18 protein-coding genes are annotated in these 19,158 nt (G+C 71.4%); 11 read left to right on the top strand and 7 right to left on the bottom strand.

Features of this window, described 5'->3' with window-relative positions; translation table 11 throughout:
- Positions 1 to 53: 53 nt before the first annotated feature.
- Positions 54 to 1,088 carry a class II fructose-bisphosphatase gene (gene glpX / locus OG417_RS43350; RefSeq protein WP_329242043.1) on the bottom strand — a complete coding sequence of 345 codons (1,035 nt, stop codon included), beginning with the start codon at positions 1,086 to 1,088 and terminating at the stop codon, positions 54 to 56.
- Positions 1,089 to 1,525: 437 nt separating this feature from the next.
- Here glpX and OG417_RS43345 point away from each other — a divergent pair, with 437 nt between their 5' ends.
- Positions 1,526 to 2,134, top strand: a complete 609-nt coding sequence (locus tag OG417_RS43345) for a TetR/AcrR family transcriptional regulator (protein WP_329242040.1) — start codon at positions 1,526 to 1,528, stop codon at positions 2,132 to 2,134.
- Positions 2,121 to 2,804 carry a DUF4245 domain-containing protein gene (locus OG417_RS43340; RefSeq protein WP_329242037.1) on the top strand — a complete coding sequence of 228 codons (684 nt, stop codon included), beginning with the start codon at positions 2,121 to 2,123 and terminating at the stop codon, positions 2,802 to 2,804. The genes OG417_RS43345 and OG417_RS43340 overlap by 14 nt, the downstream gene beginning before the upstream one ends.
- A gap of 64 nt (positions 2,805 to 2,868) precedes the next feature.
- Here the strand turns inward: OG417_RS43340 and OG417_RS43335 are convergent, their stop codons facing one another.
- From OG417_RS43335 to xseA, 3 genes are all read right to left on the bottom strand, one after another.
- Complete coding sequence (locus tag OG417_RS43335; RefSeq protein WP_329242034.1) at positions 2,869 to 3,108, bottom strand: exodeoxyribonuclease VII small subunit; 240 nt, start codon at positions 3,106 to 3,108, stop codon at positions 2,869 to 2,871.
- A gap of 47 nt (positions 3,109 to 3,155) precedes the next feature.
- The gene (locus tag OG417_RS43330; RefSeq protein ID WP_329242032.1) at positions 3,156 to 3,827 is read right to left on the bottom strand and encodes a hypothetical protein; all 672 of its coding nucleotides are present in this window, start codon (positions 3,825 to 3,827) and stop codon (positions 3,156 to 3,158) included.
- Positions 3,828 to 3,940: 113 nt separating this feature from the next.
- Entirely contained in the window at positions 3,941 to 5,155 is a 1,215-nt protein-coding gene (xseA, locus tag OG417_RS43325; protein ID WP_329242029.1) for an exodeoxyribonuclease VII large subunit, read from the bottom strand.
- 159 nt (positions 5,156 to 5,314) lie between these two features.
- Here xseA and OG417_RS43320 point away from each other — a divergent pair, with 159 nt between their 5' ends.
- Both OG417_RS43320 and OG417_RS43315 read left to right on the top strand, forming a co-directional pair.
- On the top strand, positions 5,315 to 5,737 hold the full coding sequence (locus OG417_RS43320; protein WP_329242026.1) for a MarR family winged helix-turn-helix transcriptional regulator: 423 nt from the start codon (positions 5,315 to 5,317) through the stop codon (positions 5,735 to 5,737).
- Between the two features lie 128 nt (positions 5,738 to 5,865).
- Positions 5,866 to 6,063 carry a DUF5999 family protein gene (locus OG417_RS43315; protein ID WP_329242023.1) on the top strand — a complete coding sequence of 66 codons (198 nt, stop codon included), beginning with the start codon at positions 5,866 to 5,868 and terminating at the stop codon, positions 6,061 to 6,063.
- Between the two features lie 122 nt (positions 6,064 to 6,185).
- Here OG417_RS43315 and OG417_RS43310 read toward each other — a convergent pair whose 3' ends face one another.
- On the bottom strand, positions 6,186 to 6,935 hold the full coding sequence (locus OG417_RS43310) for a hypothetical protein (protein ID WP_329242021.1): 750 nt from the start codon (positions 6,933 to 6,935) through the stop codon (positions 6,186 to 6,188).
- A gap of 159 nt (positions 6,936 to 7,094) precedes the next feature.
- On the opposite strand from OG417_RS43310, the gene OG417_RS43305 reads away from it, so the two are divergent.
- A complete protein-coding gene (locus OG417_RS43305) occupies positions 7,095 to 8,042 on the top strand; it encodes a 4-hydroxy-3-methylbut-2-enyl diphosphate reductase (protein WP_329242018.1) in 948 nt (315 codons plus the stop codon).
- 17 nt (positions 8,043 to 8,059) lie between these two features.
- Here OG417_RS43305 and OG417_RS43300 read toward each other — a convergent pair whose 3' ends face one another.
- Both OG417_RS43300 and OG417_RS43295 read right to left on the bottom strand, forming a co-directional pair.
- The gene (locus OG417_RS43300; RefSeq protein ID WP_329242015.1) at positions 8,060 to 8,608 is read right to left on the bottom strand and encodes a DUF6542 domain-containing protein; all 549 of its coding nucleotides are present in this window, start codon (positions 8,606 to 8,608) and stop codon (positions 8,060 to 8,062) included.
- A 112-nt stretch (positions 8,609 to 8,720) separates the two neighbouring features.
- Positions 8,721 to 9,935, bottom strand: coding sequence for a DNA recombination protein RmuC (locus OG417_RS43295; protein WP_329242011.1), 1,215 nt, complete (start codon positions 9,933 to 9,935; stop codon positions 8,721 to 8,723).
- A 352-nt stretch (positions 9,936 to 10,287) separates the two neighbouring features.
- Here OG417_RS43295 and OG417_RS43290 point away from each other — a divergent pair, with 352 nt between their 5' ends.
- From OG417_RS43290 to OG417_RS43265, 6 genes are all read left to right on the top strand, one after another.
- Positions 10,288 to 10,764: a hypothetical protein gene (locus OG417_RS43290; RefSeq protein WP_329242008.1), complete on the top strand. Its 477-nt coding sequence runs from the start codon at positions 10,288 to 10,290 to the stop codon at positions 10,762 to 10,764.
- 51 nt (positions 10,765 to 10,815) lie between these two features.
- The gene (ychF, locus tag OG417_RS43285) at positions 10,816 to 11,895 is read left to right on the top strand and encodes a redox-regulated ATPase YchF (protein WP_329242005.1); all 1,080 of its coding nucleotides are present in this window, start codon (positions 10,816 to 10,818) and stop codon (positions 11,893 to 11,895) included.
- 190 nt (positions 11,896 to 12,085) lie between these two features.
- Positions 12,086 to 13,093 (top strand): conjugal transfer protein, encoded by a 1,008-nt coding sequence (locus OG417_RS43280; RefSeq protein WP_329242002.1) that lies wholly within the window; start codon positions 12,086 to 12,088, stop codon positions 13,091 to 13,093.
- A gap of 73 nt (positions 13,094 to 13,166) precedes the next feature.
- The gene (locus OG417_RS43275) at positions 13,167 to 13,439 is read left to right on the top strand and encodes a hypothetical protein (RefSeq protein ID WP_425550867.1); all 273 of its coding nucleotides are present in this window, start codon (positions 13,167 to 13,169) and stop codon (positions 13,437 to 13,439) included.
- A 60-nt stretch (positions 13,440 to 13,499) separates the two neighbouring features.
- Entirely contained in the window at positions 13,500 to 16,496 is a 2,997-nt protein-coding gene (locus tag OG417_RS43270) for a TcpE family conjugal transfer membrane protein (RefSeq protein ID WP_329241999.1), read from the top strand.
- Positions 16,497 to 16,625: 129 nt separating this feature from the next.
- Positions 16,626 to 19,154, top strand: a complete 2,529-nt coding sequence (locus tag OG417_RS43265) for an ATP-binding protein (protein WP_329241997.1) — start codon at positions 16,626 to 16,628, stop codon at positions 19,152 to 19,154.
- Positions 19,155 to 19,158: the final 4 nt, after the last annotated feature.

Here is a 19,158-nt window from a genome sequence, read left to right as displayed (position 1 = left end):
CGGACGAGAACGCGACCCTTCCGGCCCTTGCGGCCGGAAGGGTGTGCGACGGCCTAACTCGCGGTGTCGAAGTTGATGGCGGAGTAGGCGCGGAGCTTGGCGAGCCGGTGCTCGCTGTCGATCCGGCGGATCGTCCCGCTGCGTGAGCGCATCACGAGCGAGTTCGTGTAGGCCAGGCCCTTGCTGTAGCGGACCCCGCCGACCAGCTCGCCGTCGGTGATGCCGGTGGCGGCGAAGAACACGTCGTCGGAGGTGACGAGGTCGTCGGTGGTCAGCACGCGCGACAGGTCGTGTCCGGCGTCGATCGCCTTCTGCCGTTCGGCGTCGTCCTTGGGCCACAGCCGCCCCTGCAGCACGCCGCCGAGCGACTTGATCGCACAGGCCGCGATGATGCCCTCCGGCGTGCCGCCGATGCCCAGCATCAGGTCGATGCCGGTGTTCTCCCGCGCCGCCATGATCGCACCGGCGACGTCGCCGTCGGTGATGAACTTGATCCGGGCGCCCGCCTCGCGCACCTCCTCGACGATCCGCTCGTGCCGCGGCCGGTCGAGGATGACCACCGTGACGTCCGACGACGAGCAGCCCTTGGCCCGCGCCACCGCCCGGACGTTGTCCGCCACCGGCGCGTCGATGTTGACGACGTCGGCCGCCTCCGGGCCGGTCGCCAGCTTCTCCATGTAGAACACGGCCGACGGGTCGTACATGGTGCCCCGCGGGCTCACCGCGATCACCGCGATCGCGTTGCTCTGCCCGAGCGCGGTCAGCCGCGTGCCGTCGATCGGGTCCACGGCGACATCGCAGTCCGCGCCGTTGCCGTCGCCGACCCGCTCGCCGTTGAAGAGCATCGGGGCCTGGTCCTTCTCACCTTCACCGATCACCACGACACCGTTCATCGACACCGTGTTGATCAGCTGGCGCATGGCGTTCACCGCCGCCCCGTCGGCCCCGTTCTTGTCACCGCGTCCCACCCAGCGCGCGGCGGCCATCGCCGCGGCCTCGGTCACGCGCACGAGCTCCAGCGCGAGGTTGCGGTCCGGGGCGTGGGCCTCGGTCACCAACGGGGACGACGGAGTGCTTGTTTCGGTCATCGGATCACGCGGCGTCGCGGCCCGGCCTCCCGGCCGGGGTCGAGCCGCTCCCTCCTCGAGTGTCAGGTCGATCGCATGTTCGCACGTCCGGGCTGCGGCGCAGTGGAGGCGCAAGCACTGCAAACATGCCCGCTTTGGAGGAAAGGTTGCGTGCGAGAAACACCACTTTGACGATTCACCGCCCGGCGGCCGCACCGGGCCGGCCTGAGAGTCCGGGCGTAAACCGCGCCACCGTGCGCCGTGCCCCCGAGCGGGCTCCAGGCCGCCGGATCATCGGCGGCTGATGCCGGTGGACGTAAATTCAGCGCAGACAGGGCGTAATCTAGGGCCGTAATGAGCAGCGAAATCAAGAGGCGGCCCGAGGGGCGAGCGGCATGCCCGGCGGACCGTCGGTGGCGAGTGCCGTGCGCCTCTCCGGCACGGCGAGGAGCGCGCAGTTGAGCATCGAACACCTCCAGCGCACCTCAGACCGGGGTGCGGCCACGCGCGGAGCCCTGCTGGCGGCGGCGCGTGAAGTCTTCTCGGTGTCCGGGTTCGCGCAGGCGGCGGTGACCGACATCGTGGCCAAGGCCGGCGCGAGCGTCGGTAGCCTCTATCACCACTTCAGCGGCAAGGCCGACCTTTACCTCACGCTCTTCGAGGAGTTCCAGAACCGCCAGCAGGAGCGCACCCGCGAGGCCGTCCACCTCGCCCGCGACCAGGGCGAGACCGACCCGATGCGGCTGTTCATCGCCGGGGCGCGCGCCTATCTCGACGGGTGCCTCGCCGAGCCCGACCTCTCCCGGCTGTTCCTGTCCGGCGACGGGCCGCCCGGCTTCGACCGGGCCCTGCGCGACCGCCTCCGCACCTGGGCGCGGCGCAACGCGGCGCTCTTCCACACCGGCGACGGCGAAGTGGACGAGGCGCTCGTCGTCGTGCTGACCGGCGCGATGTCCGGCGCGGTCTCGGAGGTGTCACTGTCGGAGGACGAGACGGCGTCACGGCGCCTGGCCGACGACGTCCTGGCGATCATTTCCCGCATGGAGAGCTCCCGTGGACGGTCGTGAGCCGGCGGACGACGCCACCACGCCGGACGCTCCGGACACCGACGCTGCCGGCACCACCGCCACGGCGACACGTCCGCCCGAGGGGCCGTACGTCGTGTCGCCGTCGGTTTACAAGCGGCTGATGTCGGGGTTGCCGGGCTTCTGCATGGCGCTGGTCGCGTCGCTCGCCCTCGTCGGCGTGGTCATCCTGATCACCCCGCGGCACAACGAGTCCGCCATGCCGCACGCCGACTACAGCAGCGACCTGGCGGGGCTCACCGCCGTGGCTCCCTACCAGGTCCTGGCGCCCCAGGGCCTGCCGCAGCGGTGGTTCGCCACCAGTACCCGGCTCAGCGGCCACGGGCAGGGGCCGATCTCCTGGCACCTCGGCTTCTCCACGCCGAGCAAGGAGTACGCCGCGCTGGAGGAGAGCAACGAGACGCCCGACGGCGCCGGTCACTTCATCGATCGCATGACGAGCCAGGGCCACCCCGACGGCACGTCCCAGATCGCCGGCGCGACCTGGGACCGCAGGTTCCGGCCGGACAAGAAGCAGCGCTCGCTCATCCACCGCTTCCCCGGCGTCACGATCATCCTCACCGGCACGGCCTCGTACGAGGAGTTGGGCGTGCTCGCGGCCGCGCTCAAGCCGCAGCCCAAGCCGTCTTCGGCCGCCACGCCCGTCGGCTGACCCGCGGCGCGGGTGTCCGGCGGGATCGAGCCCACGCGGATGGGGACCGCGCCACCGCGCGGGCTCAGAAGGGTGCGCTCTCGGCGGGTTCGGTGGTCGGCTCGGCGCGCTCGGCCATGGCCGCGGCGAGCCGGGCGCGGGCGCCCTCCAGCCACTCCTCGCAGATGCCGGCCAGCTTCTCGCCGCGCTGCCAGAGAGTGAGCGACTCCTCGAGAGTGAGCCCACCGGCCTCCAACCGGCGTACGACGTCCGTCAGCTCGTCACGGGCCTGCTCATAGGACAGCTCTGGTTTCTCCTCCGTCACCCGAACCACCCTACGGGCACCGGGGCCCGCCCGTGCCGAGCCGCCGGTCAGCTGCTGAGATTTCCGACGATGATGAGGATCACCAGGAGGAACGCCAGGCCCGGGTAGAGGTAGGCGCCCGGACGCTGGAACACCGGCGGGCCAGGGTCGAGCGGCGCGCGTCCGTCGCCCTGCGGCTGCGGCGCGGGCAGCTTCGCGACGTTGCTGCGGGAGCTGGCGTTCATCAGCAGGAAGATCGGAGTCATCACGATGCTCTGGAGGCTGCACCAACCGCCGGTCAGCGTCTTGGTGGTCAGGCGCCGGAACGTGTGCAGGCCGCAGTCGCGGCAGTACGGGCCCGGTGCCGTCCAGATCGTGTGCATGACCACCGCGCCGACCACGGCGCGGAACGTCGCCTGCGCGGCGGGTGCGCTTCCGCACAGACGGCAGCTCTGTCCTCCGTAGGCCTGATGGCCGGCCTGCTGCTGTTGGTACTGCGGTGCCTGGTACTGCTGGCCCTGGTACTGCTGCTGTTGATATTGCTGCGGCTGTTGGTAGGCCTGCTGAGGGGGCTGGCCCCAATGCTGCCCGTACTGCGGCGCTTGCCGCTGGGGGTGCTGCTGCGGCTGCTGCTGGTACGGCGCCTGGTACTGCCCCGGGGCGGGCTGTTGCTGGTACGCCTGCTGCTGGTAGGGGCCGGGCCCCTGGTACGGCTGCTGCTGGTACGGGGGCTGAGTCACGGGGAGTCCTTCGACGGATGGGATAAGAGTGACGGATGAGGTGAGCGACCATTATCCGCATGATCCGGGGGTGCTCGGGGCGATTTACGGGGTTTCGCCAGGTGAGGCGGTGCTCACACCGTTCCGTCGTCCTCCGCGCGTACGGCGATCCGGTCGTCGTGGAAGCGGATCAGCAACTCGTCACCCTTGCTCACGTCGGCGGCGGCGCCGACGACCGACTCGTCGGGACGCTGGATGACGGCGTAGCCGCGCTGAAGCGTGGCGGCGGGGGAGAGGGCCACGAGCCGGCCCCGGGTGTGGGAGAGGTCGTCCGCGGCGCGGTCGAGGGCCGCGGCCAGGCAGCGCCGTGCCCGGTCGCGCAGGGTGGTGACCGCCTCCGCCTGGCGTTCGATCTCCCGTACGGGATCGGCCAGCGCGGGCCGCGAGCGCACCCCGGCCAGCCACTGCACCTCGCGCTCGACCCGGCCGGACAGGCAGCGCCGGCCGCGGTCGCGCAGCTGCCGGACCAGTGTGAGCTGCTCGCGCACGTCGGGCACGGTCTTCTTGGCGGCATCGGTCGGCGTCGAGGCGCGGACGTCGGCGACGTAGTCGAGGAGCGGCGTGTCCTGCTCGTGCCCGATCGCTGAGACCACGGGCGTGCGGGCGGCGGCCACCGCGCGTACGAGGGCCTCGTCGGAGAAGGCGAGCAGGTCCTCCAGGGAGCCGCCGCCGCGGGCGATGATGATCACATCGACGTCCTTGTCGGCGTCGAGCCGGCCCAGGGCGTCGATGACCTCCCCGGCCGCGTAGGTGCCCTGTACGGCGGTGTTCTCCACCTTGAAGCGGACGGCGGGCCAGCGGCGACGGGAGTTCTCCAGCACGTCGCGCTCGGCGGCGGAGTCACGCCCGCAGATCAGCCCGACCGTGCCGGGCAGGAAGGGCAGCGGGCGCTTGCGCTCGGCGTTGAACACGCCCTCGGCGGCGAGGAGCTGCTTGAGCCGCTCCAGCCGGGCCAGCAGCTCGCCGACGCCCACCGGGCGGATCTCGAACGCCGAGAGCGCGAACGAGCCGCGGTTGATGTAGAAGTCGGGCTTGGCGTGCACGACCACGCGTGCCCCGTCGACCACGGCCGGGCCCCCGGCGTCGCAGACGGTGCGCGGGCAGACCACGCGTACGGACACGTTGGCGACCGGGTCGCGCAGCGTGAAGTAGACCGTGCCCCCGCGACGGTTGAGCTCGGTGATCTGCCCTTCGACCCAGATCCGCCCGAGCTTGGAGATCCAGCCTCCGACGAGCTGCAGGACGGTACGGACCGGGGTCGGTGACTCCGGCGAGGTCTCCAGCGCCATGCGCGCAGCCTAACGGCCCGCGGGGACGGTGCGCGGCCGGGAAGCAACGAGCCTGGTGGTTCTGGCGAGCCGGGCTGGACGGAGCGTGCGGTACGCCCCACACTGCGTAGTCACCCCAGCTGAACGGGGCTCTCTGCTAGCGTGGAAGGAGGAAAGGTCATGTCCGATCCCCGTGCGCTCGCCGAACGATTCAACCGGCAGATCCGCGACCTCGTGCTCATGCTCCGTCGCGCGAACGCCGGCCAGGCCGTCACGACACAGCAGATGTTCGTGATGGGCTCGCTGGAGGGTGGCTCACGCCGGATGTCCGACCTTGCCGCGGAGCACGGTGTACGGCTGCCGACCATGACACGGCAGATCGGCCGTCTCGCCCGCGACGGGCTGGTCACCCGGGGACGCGAGGCCGACGACGCACGGGTGGTCACCGCCGAGCTCACCCCTCTGGGACGCCAACGGCTTCAGCAGGGCCGCGAACAGCGGATCACCTTTCTGGCGGGGCGCATGACACTGCTCAACGACGCCGAGCGGGCCTCCATCGAGGCCGCGTTGCCGGCGTTGGAGAAGCTGTTCGCCGGCTCGTGACAGGGACCTGGACCGGTACGGGTACGGGTATTCGTCTACGTAGTTGTCCCGATGCCTTTTCCCGCGGGCACGGGCATGCTGGTGTGCGGGGCCAGGTGACAGCAGGTTCTTCAGGGGGTGTGAGTCCTGTGTGTGAGCACCAGCCGTTCTGCCCATCCGCGGAGGCGCCGGACCACGACGCGGCCAAGCTGGTCGCCTACCACCCGGAACAGGGGTGGGGACTGTTGTGCAACGGTGTGATCATTTTCGACGACACCGGTGAGCTTCTCCCCGACGGGGGAGCGTCCCCCGCACACCGCGCCACGGTCGAACACGTGGTCGTGTAGGCCCGGCGCGGCCTTCGTCCGCGCCGGTTCCGATGCCGGGAACCACGCCTTCCCCCGGCATCGACGCACACGTCAGCGCCGCCGGGCCCGTACGGGCGCGCGGCGGTTCCGGGCGGCCTCGGTCAGTGGCCGCCGCGCAGCTTGGCGATGCGGTTCTCGTACATGCGCAGGAAGTCGGCGCGCGCCGCGTGCGCCCGCTCGTAGTCGCGCAGCTCACCGACCTGCTTGGCGTCCAGGCCCCGCAGCCGGGCGCGTACGGAGGCGAGCGTCGCCTCGTCGTACCCCGAGATCGGCAGGTTCGCGGCCGTCTTGGCGCGCGCCTTCGGCCGCGAGGCCTTCGTCTCAGCCTGCTTGGCCTTCTCCGTCGCGGCGGGCCTGGCCTTGGCGGCCGGCTTCGGCGAGGGCTTCGGCGCCGGTTTCGGCGAGGGCTTGGCGGTCGCCGGCTTGGCGGCCGTGGGCTTCGCCGTCGCGGGCTTGGGACGAGAGGCGGCCGAGGGCCGCGCCGCGGCCGGCTTCGCGCGCTCGGCGGGCCGCCGAGGCGGCGTGGCCGGGCGCGTGGTCGCGGACGGCTTCGGCTTGCCGACGGAGATCTCCGAGTCGTCGGCCGCGCGGCCCTTCGGCGGTGTCGGGGCCCTGCCGTTGCCGGCGACCTTGCCGACGACCATTCCGGTGAAGTTCTCGGCGTCGTTCTTCAGCCGGCCCAGCACGGGGCTCAGCCCGGACTCGCGCGCCTCGCGGTAGTCCTTGCGCAGGCGGTCGGTGAGCAGCAGAGCCCGCCCGACCCCCATGACCGCCAACCGGGCGGCCTGGATCGGCAGCTCGCTGACGGTGTCCTTGACCTGTTCCCTGAGATGGCGTGGTGATCGTGTCATCGTTTGTTTCTGCTCTCTCCAGCCCGGTACAAACGGACCGGCCGGTACCCGACGGTGTGTCTACGAACACTCTGCCCTACGGTGTCGCGACGTTCACGCGCCGTGGCCGGTTTCGCCGTGGCCGGATCGCGCACCGCGAGGCCGCCTACCATGGTGCCTATGACTCGTCGCGTTCTCCTGGCCAAGCCGCGTGGTTACTGTGCGGGCGTCGACCGCGCCGTCCAGACGGTCGAGCTGGCGCTCGAGCGCTACGGCGCCCCCATCTACGTGCGCAAGCAGATCGTGCACAACGTCCACGTGGTCAAGACCCTCGAGGAGCGGGGGGCGATCTTCGTGGACGAGACCGAGGAGGTCCCCGAGGGCGCCATCGTGGTCTTCTCCGCCCACGGCGTCGCCCCGGTCGTCCACGACGAGGCCGCCGGCCTGAGCCTCCGCACGATCGACGCGACCTGCCCGCTGGTCACCAAGGTGCACAAGGAGGCCCGGAGGTTCGCGAGCGACGACTACGACATCCTCCTCATCGGCCACGAGGGCCACGAGGAGGTCATCGGCACCAGCGGCGAGGCTCCCGAGCACGTCCAGCTGGTCGACGGGCCGGACGACGTGGCCCGCATCACGGTCCGCGATCCGGAGAAGGTCGTGTGGCTCTCCCAGACCACGTTGTCCGTGGACGAGACCACCGCGACCGTCGAGGCCCTGCGCGCCCGGTTCCCCAAGCTGATCGACCCGCCGTCGGACGACATCTGCTACGCCACGCAGAACCGCCAGGTCGCGGTCAAGGAGATCGCCGCCCGGTCCGAGCTGGTCATCGTGGTCGGCTCCCAGAACTCCTCCAACTCCAAGCGCCTGGTCGAGGTCGCCAAGGACCACGGCGCCGACGCGTCGTACCTGGTCGACTACGCCGACCAGATCGACCCGGCGTGGCTGGAGGGCGTGACGACGGTCGGCGTGACGAGCGGCGCCTCGGTGCCGGAGGAACTCGTGGACGGCGTTCTCCGGCACCTCGCGGCCCATGGCTTCGACACGGTGGAAGAGGTCGAGTCCGTCCGCGAACGCATGGTCTTCGCCCTGCCTCACGAACTCCGTCGCGACCTGCGCTCCGCCTGAGCTCCCGGCGCCCGTCCCTAGTCGGAGGACGCGCCCGGGGCCGGAGGCTCGTCCCAGCGGACCGGGTCGTCGTCATCGTCCTTGCGGCCGCGCAGCGACGTGCGGCCGCGGAAGGGGTTGTCCTCGGCGATGCTCGCGCGGAGCTCCCGGAGGTTCGCCGGGAGCCCGCGCGGAACGGCGATCAGCACCACGAGCAGCGCGCCGACGAACAGCCACGGCACGTTCGACGTCAACGTCGTGACCAGGGTCAGCAGCATGCTGACCACGAACGAGCGCTCCCCGAACGAGCCGACGGCCGCGCCGAGCAGCGAGACGAAGAAGAAGATCAGCGGTGGGCTGACCACGAGGACGAGCAGATCCGTACGGCGGGTGGTCAGCACCGCCAGCAGGCAGCCGAGCACGAACAGGAACCCCTGCGCCCCGTGCAGGCCCAGCAGCCCGCCGAAGACCGCGCCGAGCAGGGTCGCGGCGAACACGACGACGATGCCGCCCCGGCCGGTCAGGGTGATGGCCGGGCCGGAGGGCGGGCGCCGCCGGCGCTTCCCTCCCGGGGGAGGAGATGCCACCTTCGGGCCTCCGCGCGTGTCCGTTGCCACCAGCCGTCCCAGAGTCGAGCCTGCCTGAGCGTACGGTAACCCGCTTCGGGGGGTCACGTCCCGCGACACGACGTTACCGGCATCAGGGAAGCAGACGGATCTGGCGGTTCTCGTCCGCGTCGTCGGCGAGTTCGGCGGCGGACAGCGAGCGGGCCGGTTCGCCGACCTGGGCGGGTGGGTCGAGCTCGTCGTCGGTCACGCCGAGCTCGTTCAGCCGCCGCGCGGTGACCAGCACCCGGCTCTCCAGCGACCCGACGGTGCGGTTGTAGGCGACGACCGCGTTCGTCAGCGACTTGCCGAGCTGGTCGACGTGGCGGCCCAGCGTGCCGAGCCGCTCGTACAGCTCCCGGCCGAGTTCGAACACGGCGCGGGCGTTCTCCGACAGCGCCTCCTGCTGCCACGCGTAGTGCGCGGTCCGCAGCATGGTGACGAGCGTGGTCGGGGTGGCGATGTGCACCCGGCGGCGCATCGCGTACTCCAGCAGTCCGGGGTCGCGGTCCAGCGCCGGCGCCAGGAACGCCTCTCCCGGCACGAACAGCACCACGAACTCCGGTGCGGGGCTGAACGAGCGCCAGTACGACTTGGCCGCCAGCCGGTCCACGTGGTCGCGCAGGTGCCGGGCGTGCGCGTCGAGGCGCGCCTTCCACACGCCGGGCTCGTCGGCGTCCGCCGCCTCCAGGTACGCCGCGAGGGACACCTTGGAGTCGACGACGATGTTCTTGCCGCCCGCGAGGCGTACGACCATGTCGGGGCGGACCCCGCTCCCGGCGGTGGCCTGCTCGTCGAAGTCGCAGTGGCGCGTCATGCCGGAGATCTCCACCACGCGGCGCAGCTGGAGCTCGCCCCACCGGCCACGCGCCTCGGGCCGCTGGAGCGCCCGTACGAGGGTCTGGGTCTCCCGGCGGAGCTGGTCGGAGCTCTGCCGGACGAACTCCACCTGCTTGGCCAGCATCGCGTGCGACTCGCGGCGGCCGGTCTCCACCTCGCGCAGCTGCGCCTCGACCCGGCCGAGCGTGTCCTTCAGGGGTGCGATGCGCTTGTCGAGCTCGCCGGCCGCCTCGGCGTTCGCGGTGGCCAGGCGGGTGCCGGCCAGCTCCAGGAAGCGCTGGTTGCTGGCGTCCAGGGCCTGCGCCGACAGCGCCTGGAAGCGTTCGGTGAGGCGCTCCTCGACGTAGGCGACCTTCTCCTCGGCGGCCTCGGCCCGCGCCGTGAGCACGGCCGTACGGCTCCGGGCCCAGGCCACGCCCGCGACGGCACCGACGATGAGACCGACGACAAGACCGAGCAGAACGTCCATCTCCGCATCGTGACAAAGCAGCCGGACAAAGTCGGCCCGACGCGCGGGCGAGGACCCCACTGCGGGCGGAACTCGCACTTACGGATCAAGGGCTCGTCCGCTACGCTCCGGTGCGCCGAAGAGCAAAGGGATATTCGTGCAACCACCGTACAATCCGGGACCTTACTCAGGCCCGCCCTATCCTGGCTCGCCGTATCCCGGCCCGCAGGGACCTCCTCCCGGCCCGCAGGGACCTCCTTTCGGTCCACCCGGACCCGGTGCCGCGCCGCGGAAGCCGCGTCGCGGCCCGCTGGCGGTCCTGCTGGTCGCCGGATTCCTGGTCGTGGCGGCCCTCGCGGCCGTACTGATAGTCGTGAACACCAGGTCGCAGGCCCGGTTCAAGCACGCGCCGGCCGGGTGCTGGCTGCTCAGCCAGGCGCAGGTCCAGGTGTACGTGCCGGGCGCCGGCTCCGAGTCGAGCCTGGAAGGGGCCGCGTGCACGTGGGAGAAGGCGACCGGCGACGACGGAGCCGGGCGAGTGCACGTGTACGTGGAGACCTTCGACAGGTCCACCGTCAAGGACGCCAAGGACCAGTACGAGATCAGGCGGCGACAGGCCGACGAACCCGGCACCACGATCATCCCGCTGTCGATCGGCGACGAGAGCTTCATGGCCTGCAGCGCGTCCAAGGGCTCGGCAGGGAGCTGTGAGTCCTATACACGCCTGAGCAACCAGGTGTTCAGGGTGGAGTTCGAGAGCTTCGAGGTGCGGAACGTACGGGACCCGGCGTCCGTGGTGCGGACGCTCACCGCGCAGGCTGCGCAGCACCTGAGCCAGGCCGGCCGGTAGCGCTCCGCCGGATGACGGTTCGGGCGTGGCAGGGCCGTAGACTCGCCGTCCGTGAGCCTGTCCATCGGAATCGTCGGGCTGCCCAACGTCGGCAAGTCGACGCTCTTCAACGCCCTGACCAAGAACACCGCTCTCGCGGCGAACTACCCCTTCGCCACGATCGAGCCGAACGTCGGTGTGGTCGGGTTGCCCGACCCGCGCCTCGACGAGCTGGCGCGGCTGTACGACTCCGCGAAGATCGTGCACGCGACCGTGCAGTTCGTCGACATCGCGGGCATCGTCAAGGGTGCCTCGGAGGGGCAGGGACTGGGCAACCAGTTCCTCGCCAACATCCGGGAGACCGACGCGATCTGCCAGGTCATCCGGGTCTTCGACGACCCGGACGTCACGCATGTCGACGGTGACGTGGCGCCGCCGCGCGACATCGAGACGATCAACACCGAGCTGATCCTCGCCGACCTCCAGACGCTGGAGAAGGCGTTGCCGCGCCTGGAGAAGGAGGCGCGAACCACCAAGGACAAGGACAAGCTCGCGGTCGTGGAGGCGGCCGAGACGGCGCAGAAGGTGCTGAACGAGGGCACCACGCTGTACGCCTCAGGACTCGACCTGGGCGTTCTGCGCGAGCTGCACCTCCTCACCGCCAAGCCGTTCCTGTACGTCTTCAACGTCGACGAGGACGAGCTGGGCGACGAGGGCCTGCGCGCGCGGCTGCAGGGGCTCGTCGCCCCGGCCGAGGCGATCTTCCTCGACGCGAAGATCGAGTCGGAGCTCATCGAGCTGCCGGACGACGAGGCCCTGGAGCTCCTGCAGTCGACCGGTCAGCAGGAGCCGGGGCTGGCACAGCTCGTACGGGTCGGGTTCGACACGCTCGGGCTGCAGACGTTCCTGACGGCGGGCCCGAAGGAGGCGCGGGCCTGGACGATCCGCAAGGGCGCGACCGCGCCGGAGGCCGCCGGCGTCATCCACACCGACTTCCGCACCGGGTTCATCAAGGCCGAGATCGTGTCCTACGGCGACCTCATCGAGGAGGGGTCCGTCGCCGCCGCGCGTGCCGCCGGGAAGGCCCGGATGGAGGGCAAAGAGTACGTCATGCAGGATGGCGACGTCGTGGAGTTCCGGTTCAACGTGTAGGAAGCGAGACAAACCTCGCCTTCCGGTAATACTGCCCGTCACACGGAGTTATCCACAACCGCGTGCCGGGGCTGTGCATCTCCGCTCGACACTGGAACAATTGACCGCCGTGGTTAAGGTGGTAAATCGAACACCAGTAGATGGATAAGACGCGCGCCGATCCGGCTGGGCAGGCGCGAGCGGAGGGACGATGGCTCGCAGGTCGTCCGGCGTTGTAGACGCCGGCACGCCCGGTTACCCGCCGGGCGGATTCCCGCCCGCCGACCCCTGGGATCAGCCAGACGACAAGGGGCGGCGGGGCAAGGCCCGTGGTGGGTCCGGCGGCGGTCGCGGTGACCGCGGCGGCTGGGGAGGCTCCGGCGGCCGGTGGTGGATCTACGCCGGCCGTGTCATCCTCTGGGCCTTTATCATCGTGGTGCTGGTCAACGGCGTCAGGGCGCCGTTCGAGCGCTTCACGGCAAAGCCGTCGGCGCCGTCCGCCCCCTCGGCGCAAAAACCGGCGTTCCCGCAGGAAGAGGCCTCTTCCTATGCGCTGTCCTTCGCCGATGTCTATCTGAATTACGACCCGGCGACGGCGGCGGACCGACAGCGGCAGCTCGCCCAATTCATCGCTCCCGGGGTGGACGCGCAACTGGGCTGGAACAGCAGCGGAAAGTCGGTGCTGCGGTCGGCGCACGTCTCCTCGGTCGAGGCGCAAGACGCCAACCGGGCGATCGTGACACTGCTCGTGCAGGCCAACGGAAAAATCTTCCAGCTGGCCGTCCCGGTCTACGCGAAGGACGGCGCGCTGGCGATATCCGGTCGGCCCGCGACGCTTCCCGCGCCGCCGAGGGCGGCGTTGCCGGCGGCCAACCAAGATCGCGATTCCGCGCTCGAGGCCGAGTTGCAGGAGCCCCTCACGGGGTTCTTCAAGGCGTACGCGAGTGGCGACACCGCTTCGCTGCAGCGCTACTCCGACCCGCCGGTGACGGGACTCGGCAACGTGCTCACGTTCGGCGCGCTGAAAGAGGTCGACGCACCGCAGGGCGACGCCAACGCGCGGACGGTCAACGCGACCGTGATCTGGCAGGTCCCTCCTGGTCAGCCCAAGACCACGGGTGGCTCGCTCGAGCAGACCTATCAGCTCACGATGGTGAAAAAAGACGGCAATTGGTACGTAACGGACATTCGGGGTTCTACACTGCCGGCCGCGTCATGAGGAACCGGCCGGTCTCATCCGGAAGCTACGATTCACTCCCCGACCGAGGAAGGCTAGGTCGATGATTCAGCATATGTTGGCGATGCTCCCGCACCATGAGATCGCGGAGCCCGCCAATGGCCTGAACACCGATGATCTCGCGAAATGGCTTCGTCAGATCTTCGGGCCGCTGTTCCTGGTCATCGTCTCGATCGTCGCGATCTTCTTTCTTTTCACACGAGAGATCACGCGGTTCGTTCAGTTCATCATTCTGGCCATCGGCATTGGAGTGATCTTCTACGTACCGAATATCATCGAGACGACGGCAAAAGCGATCGCCAAGGCGCTTGGAGTAAGCATATCCTGATAAACGAAACTGCCGTGTAGTCTGAATATGGTCGGTTCCAGTTAGGGGAGTGGGGCCCGCGTGGATCTGCCCACGTACACCAATATCTGGCGCATCGAAAAGCGGCTCTACAAGCTTTATGATCTCAGGCTGCCGATGCCGCTGCCGTTGGTGCAGATCGGTGTCTTCTTCGGCATATTCGTGCCGTGGATCGTCCTGCTTCAGCTTCTCCAGGTGCCGTTCCACACGCCCTGGCACGTGGTGTACATCGTGCCGCCCGGTGTCCTGACGTACCTCGCGACGCGGCCGGTCATCGAGGGCAAGCGGCTGACCGAGCTGATGATCTCCCAGATCCGCTATCTCACCGAGGCCAAGACCTGGGCACGGCTGACACCGATCCGCGAGCCGGACGAGGTCGCCATCGTCGGGCGGGTCTGGCTGCGGCACCGCGGAGTGTCCGGCCGGGTGCACACCGGCGGGCAGTCCGGGCGGAGCGCACGGCCTGCCCCAGACGCCGTGGCGTCCTCCGGGCGGAGCGCCCCACCGCTGCACGACGCCGCCGCCCCGGCCCGTCCGGCGGCCGCGACGCGCACCGACGCGCCGTCCGGGCGTGCCCCTGCGCCGGGGCAGCGTCCGAGCCTGCGGCCGACACCGGCAGAAGGGACCGCCACGGTGCCGCCGGCCACGCCGGGGCGCGGATCCCGCCGTCCCGGCGGGCCGCGGAGCCGACCCGGCGCCGGCGACCCCTGGGCGACGCGCGTGGACGATCCGAACGCGACGCGCACCGACAATCCCCGTATGCCGGCCGGCGGCGACCCGAACGCCACACGGGTCGACTCCGATGACCCGCGCGTGACCCGGCCGGAGAAGGTACGGCGCGACCCGGCGCCCCAGCGCGTACGCGGCTACCCCGCGCCGGCGGGCCGTCCGGCCGACGACACGTCCCCGGAGCCCGAGAGCGGTGAGCAGCGCGAGCGGCCCGCCGTGAGCGCCGAGGGCGAGCGCGCCGGCGGAGGCGCCGGCCCGTCCCCGTCCGGCCCGCCGCACGGCACGGGGCGCAGGCGCAGCCCCTCCCACGAGCCCGAGAGCCCGGCCGCGGCCACCGGCCCGCGGCCCGCGGCGCCCACGCCCTCCCCGCCGCGGTCCGATCCGTTCGGCTCGCGCGGCGCGCCTCCGGCCCTGGGCCGTCCCGGGACGCCGCCGGCCACCGGCCGGCCCGGCGAGTCCGCGGAGCCGGGGCACTCGTCGCCTCCGGCGGCGCGGTCCGGCGGCCCGGCGCGGCCGGGTTCCGGCGAGGCGGGTTCCCCGCCGCGTGCGCTTCCCCCGACGCCCGCCGAGCCGGCGGCGAAGAGCGGACGGCACGCCGGCTCCGAGCGGCCCGAGTCCGGTGCCGAGGAGGAGCCGCGTGCCGTTGAGGACACCACGGACGCCGGCGAGGCCGAGCGCGCCGACGACGGCAGGCCGCCCGCGCCCGTGATCCGGCTCGTGCCGGGCGGCCGGCACGCCAGGTCCGGCCGTGGCCAGGTCGAGAGCGAGCCTCCGGTGGCGTCGCGCGCATCGGAGAAGGACCACGACGAACCGGCGGACACCCCCGAAGCGGACACGGCCTCGGGGACCTCCGACGACGAGGCCGCCGAGGCCCGCACCCAAGAGATCGTCCGGCCCGCACGCGGCCCGCGCCCGCGTACCGACGCCGGCGAGACGCCCGCGCCCACCGCGCCGCGAGCACCTTCACAGGGGCCTCCGCCGGGCCCCTTCGCCCGGCCCGGCGGCCAGACCCGTGGCCGCTCGCACGGCGAGGAGACCGGGCCGCAGCGCGAGGGACGGCCCGCGGCGCCCGCGGCGAACGCGTCTCCGCAGACGCCCACGCGGGAGCCCGCGCCGAGGCCGGCCGACAAGCCGGCCCAGCCGCCCCGCGGTCCGGCGGCACCGTCGCAGCGGCCGGTGCCACCGCGGCCCGGCGTCCCGCCCAAGGCGCCCGCGGCCGGGCCGACACCGCCCGCGCAGGTCCCGCTGCCGCCGTCCACCACTCCGCAGCGCGGCGGCCCCGCGCGTCCCGCCCCCCCGGCGCGCCCCAAGGCGCCGGCGGCGCGGGCCCCGCAGGCATGGACCGAACCGACCGCGGCACCGCCCGAGTCGCCGGCGCGCGGCGTCCGCTCGGGCCCGGCCTCACCCGTGCGGCCCGGTCCGATGCCGACGCCCGCGCCCGAACACGAGGGCCGTGACGACGAGAGCCGCGGGATCCGCCGCATCTTCTCCGGCGGCGGCCAGGGAGACGGCGACTACGAGCAGCGGGTGCGCACCGCGTTCGAGGGCGCGCGCCGGGTCGTCGTCCTGGGCTGCACCGGTGGCGCCGGGCAGACGGTGACCGGGCTGATGCTCGGCCACACCTTCGCCCAGCACCGCGGCGACCGCATCGTGGCGGTCGACGTCAACCCGGGTCCCGGGGCCATGGCGCGGCGCACCCGCAGCGAGACCCGCGAGACGCTCACGTCGCTGATCACGCACGCCGAGCAGGTCACCGGCTACCAGATGATGCGCCGCTACACCTCCGTGGCCAAGTCCGGGCTCGAGGTGGTCGCGGCGGGCAAGAACCCGGTCCAGGCCCTCGACGACCGCGACTACGCCCTCGCGATGCGCACGCTCGACCGCTTCTACTCGATCACACTGCTCGACGCCGCGGCCGCGGTCGTGGCCCGGGTGCTGCCGTACGCCGACCAGATCGTGCTGGTCGCCCCGGCCAGCTCCGACGCGCCGCGTGCGGTCGCGATGACGTTCGAGTGGCTCGACGGGCACGGGTACGAGGACCTGCGCTCGAAGGCCGTCACCGTGATCAACGGAGTGAGCCGTCGCAGCATGGAGGACGTCGAACAGGCCGAGGCGGTCGCGCGCGGTCGCTGCCGGGCGCTCGTCCGCATTCCCTGGGACGACCATCTCAGCCTCGACCGGGCGCCGCGCAATGAGCTGCGCGCTCTGCGCGCGTCGACCCGGAAGGCCTACATCGCGCTCGGCGGCGTCGTCGCCGGCGGCCTCGTCCAGGTACCCGACCGTTACCCACGGCAGGAGGTCTCGCGATGAGCCCGTCCACAGGCGGCGCGCGCAGAGCGCGACCGGAGACTGCGTTGGCCGGAAACTGTGCCGGCCCGAAACGGTGTTGGTCGAAATGCGTGTCCGTCCGCGGAGTGAGTGAGGAGCGGGAGCCACCGAATGAGTAGGACGTCCAAGGTCCGCAGCAGGCTGGCCGTGCGGTATTTCGACGACCGGATCCTGCTCACCGACAACGCGGCGTGGGCGTACTTCCGGCTGCCGACGGTGTCGTACGAGTTCACCACGGCCGAGGAGCGCGAGGCCCTCGCCACCAACATCACCATCGCGATGGCCGGCATCCGCATGCAGGACGCCGAGATCCACCTGCGGATCGCCCACCGTACCTACCCCGCGGCCGAGTGGGCGCTGGCGCTCGACCAGACCTCCGACGGCGGTCCGGGCTGGCGCGACTACCTCGAAGAGATGTACGCGCACGTCTGGTCGAAGGACTTTTGGACCAAGGAGGTCTACCTCGGCGTGCGGCTCGGCCCCCGCGGGGTGGGCGCGCAGCTGTCCGGGGGCGCCTTCCGCCAGCTGTTCGGCTTTTACAAGCGCAGCGAAGAGGCGCTCGGCCTGCACGACGACGCGATCTCGGCCAAGGAGATCGGGCGCTGGACCGAGCAGGCGGAGCGGATCGGCCGGGCGCTCAGCGGCAGCGCGCTGTACGCGCGGCACGCGTCCTCGACCGAGGTCGCGTGGCTGTTCCAGCACGCCGCCAGCGGGTCCCTCACGGATCCGCCGCCATCGGCCACGCCGCGCCGCACCTGGGGCGCCGGCGAGATCGAGACGCTGGTCGAGGGCGCGATCATCAACGGCCGGTCGAACCTGCGGATGGAGCAGCCGGACGGCTCGTCGTACGCCGCCTACCTGTCGTTCGCCCGGTTCCCGGACCTGATGCCGTTCCCGGACGGCGAGCCGTGGCTGCACTACGCCGACGCGCTGCCGTTCCCGGTCGAGGTGTCGGCGCGGATGAAGCTCGTCCCGCCGGCGAAGGCCTCCAAGGACGTATCGCGCAAGCTGGCGCACGCCCGCGACATGGACCAGCACATCCGGGAGGCCGGCGCCGAGGCGCCCATCGCCCTGGCCGAACAGATCGACGCCGCCCGCATGCTCGAGCACGGCATCACCAAGGAGCGGCTGCCTTTTGTGTACGGCTGGCACCGGCTGATCGTTTCCGCGCCGACCGAGGAGCTGCTCCAGCAGCGTGTCGACGCCGTGGTCGAGCACTACCGCGACCTCGGCATCGACATCGTGTGCTCGACCGGCGACCAGTTCTCCCTGTTCTGCGAGTCGTTGCCGGGCGACCGGATCCGGGTGAACGCCTACGCGCAGCGGCAGCCGTTGCGCACGATCGCGGGCGGCATGCCCACCGCGACGGTCGATCTGGGCGACCGGCTCGACCAGAACTCCGCCGGTTGGGTCGGCCCGTACATCGGCGAGACCCTCGGCCGCGCGCGTTCGGTGGTGCACTTCGACCCGCTCGTGGCCGCCGCACGCAACCGGCCCACCGCGGTCGCGATCACCGGTGAGCCCGGCGGCGGGAAGACGACGCTGGCCCTGCTGCTGATCTACCAGATGGCGCTGCGCGGCGTCACGGTCGCCGCGATCGACCCCAAGGGCGACGCGGAGTCCCTGGTCGAGCTGTTGCGCCGGCGCGGACGCCGCGCCCGGGTGCTGCCGCTCGGTTCGGCCGCGCCGGGCCTGCTCGACCCGTTCAGCTTCGGCGACGACCTCGCCGCCAAGAAGACCATGGCCACCGAGACGCTCCGCCTGCTCCTGCCGCGCATGTCGGAGGAGCGCGAGTCGGCGATGATCCAGGCCGTGGGCGCGGTGGCCAACCAGCCGCAGCCCTCGCTCGGCAAGGTCGTCGACCATCTCGACGCCTCCGACGATCCGGCGTCGAAGAACCTCGGTGCCGTGCTGCGCTCGATGTCGGAGATGCGGCTCGCGCGGCTGTGCTTCGACCCGTCCGGTGGCGAGCGCATCGACACGGCCGGGTGGACGACGGTGTTCACCCTCGGCGGCCTGACCCTGCCCGACGTCGCCATCAACCGCGACGACTACTCCTACGAGCAGCGGCTGTCGGTCGCGTTGATGTACCTCGTCTCACAGTTCGCGCGACGGCTGATGCACGGCCTCGACCGGCACCTGCCGAAGGCCATCTTCCTCGACGAGGCATGGGCGATCACCCAGACGCCGGAGGGCGCCAAGCTGATCCCCGAAGTGTCACGTATGGGGCGATCCCGGAACACCGCCTTGATTCTGGTCTCACAGAACGCCGGGGACCTCTTGAATGAACAGGTGACGAACTGCCTGTCGTCCGTCTACTCGTTCCGCTCGACGGAGCGCAACGAGGTCGGCAACGTGATGGCCCTGCTCGGCGTGGAGAACTCCGACGAGCACCGGGCGGTCCTTCGGAACCTCGGCAACGGCGAGTGCATCTTCCGCGACCTGGACGGCCGCGCGGGCCGCATCGGGGTCGACCTCGTCTCCGAAGAGCTGCTCCGCTGGCTCGACACCAACCCCACGCGTTCCAAGCCCGGCGAGACCGCCGCCCCCAACGGCCGCGCCGACGACGGACCGCCCCCCGGCCCGCACAGCGCTCCGCACGACCCGGCGACCGAAGCCACCCAGGAGGTCCCGCGATGAGGGT

This window comes from Actinoallomurus sp. NBC_01490, from assembly GCF_036227085.1.
Lineage (GTDB): Bacteria > Actinomycetota > Actinomycetes > Streptosporangiales > Streptosporangiaceae > Actinoallomurus > Actinoallomurus oryzae.
Note: the sequence above shows the minus strand (reverse complement) of the source record. Positions and strands in the feature narration are given on the sequence as shown.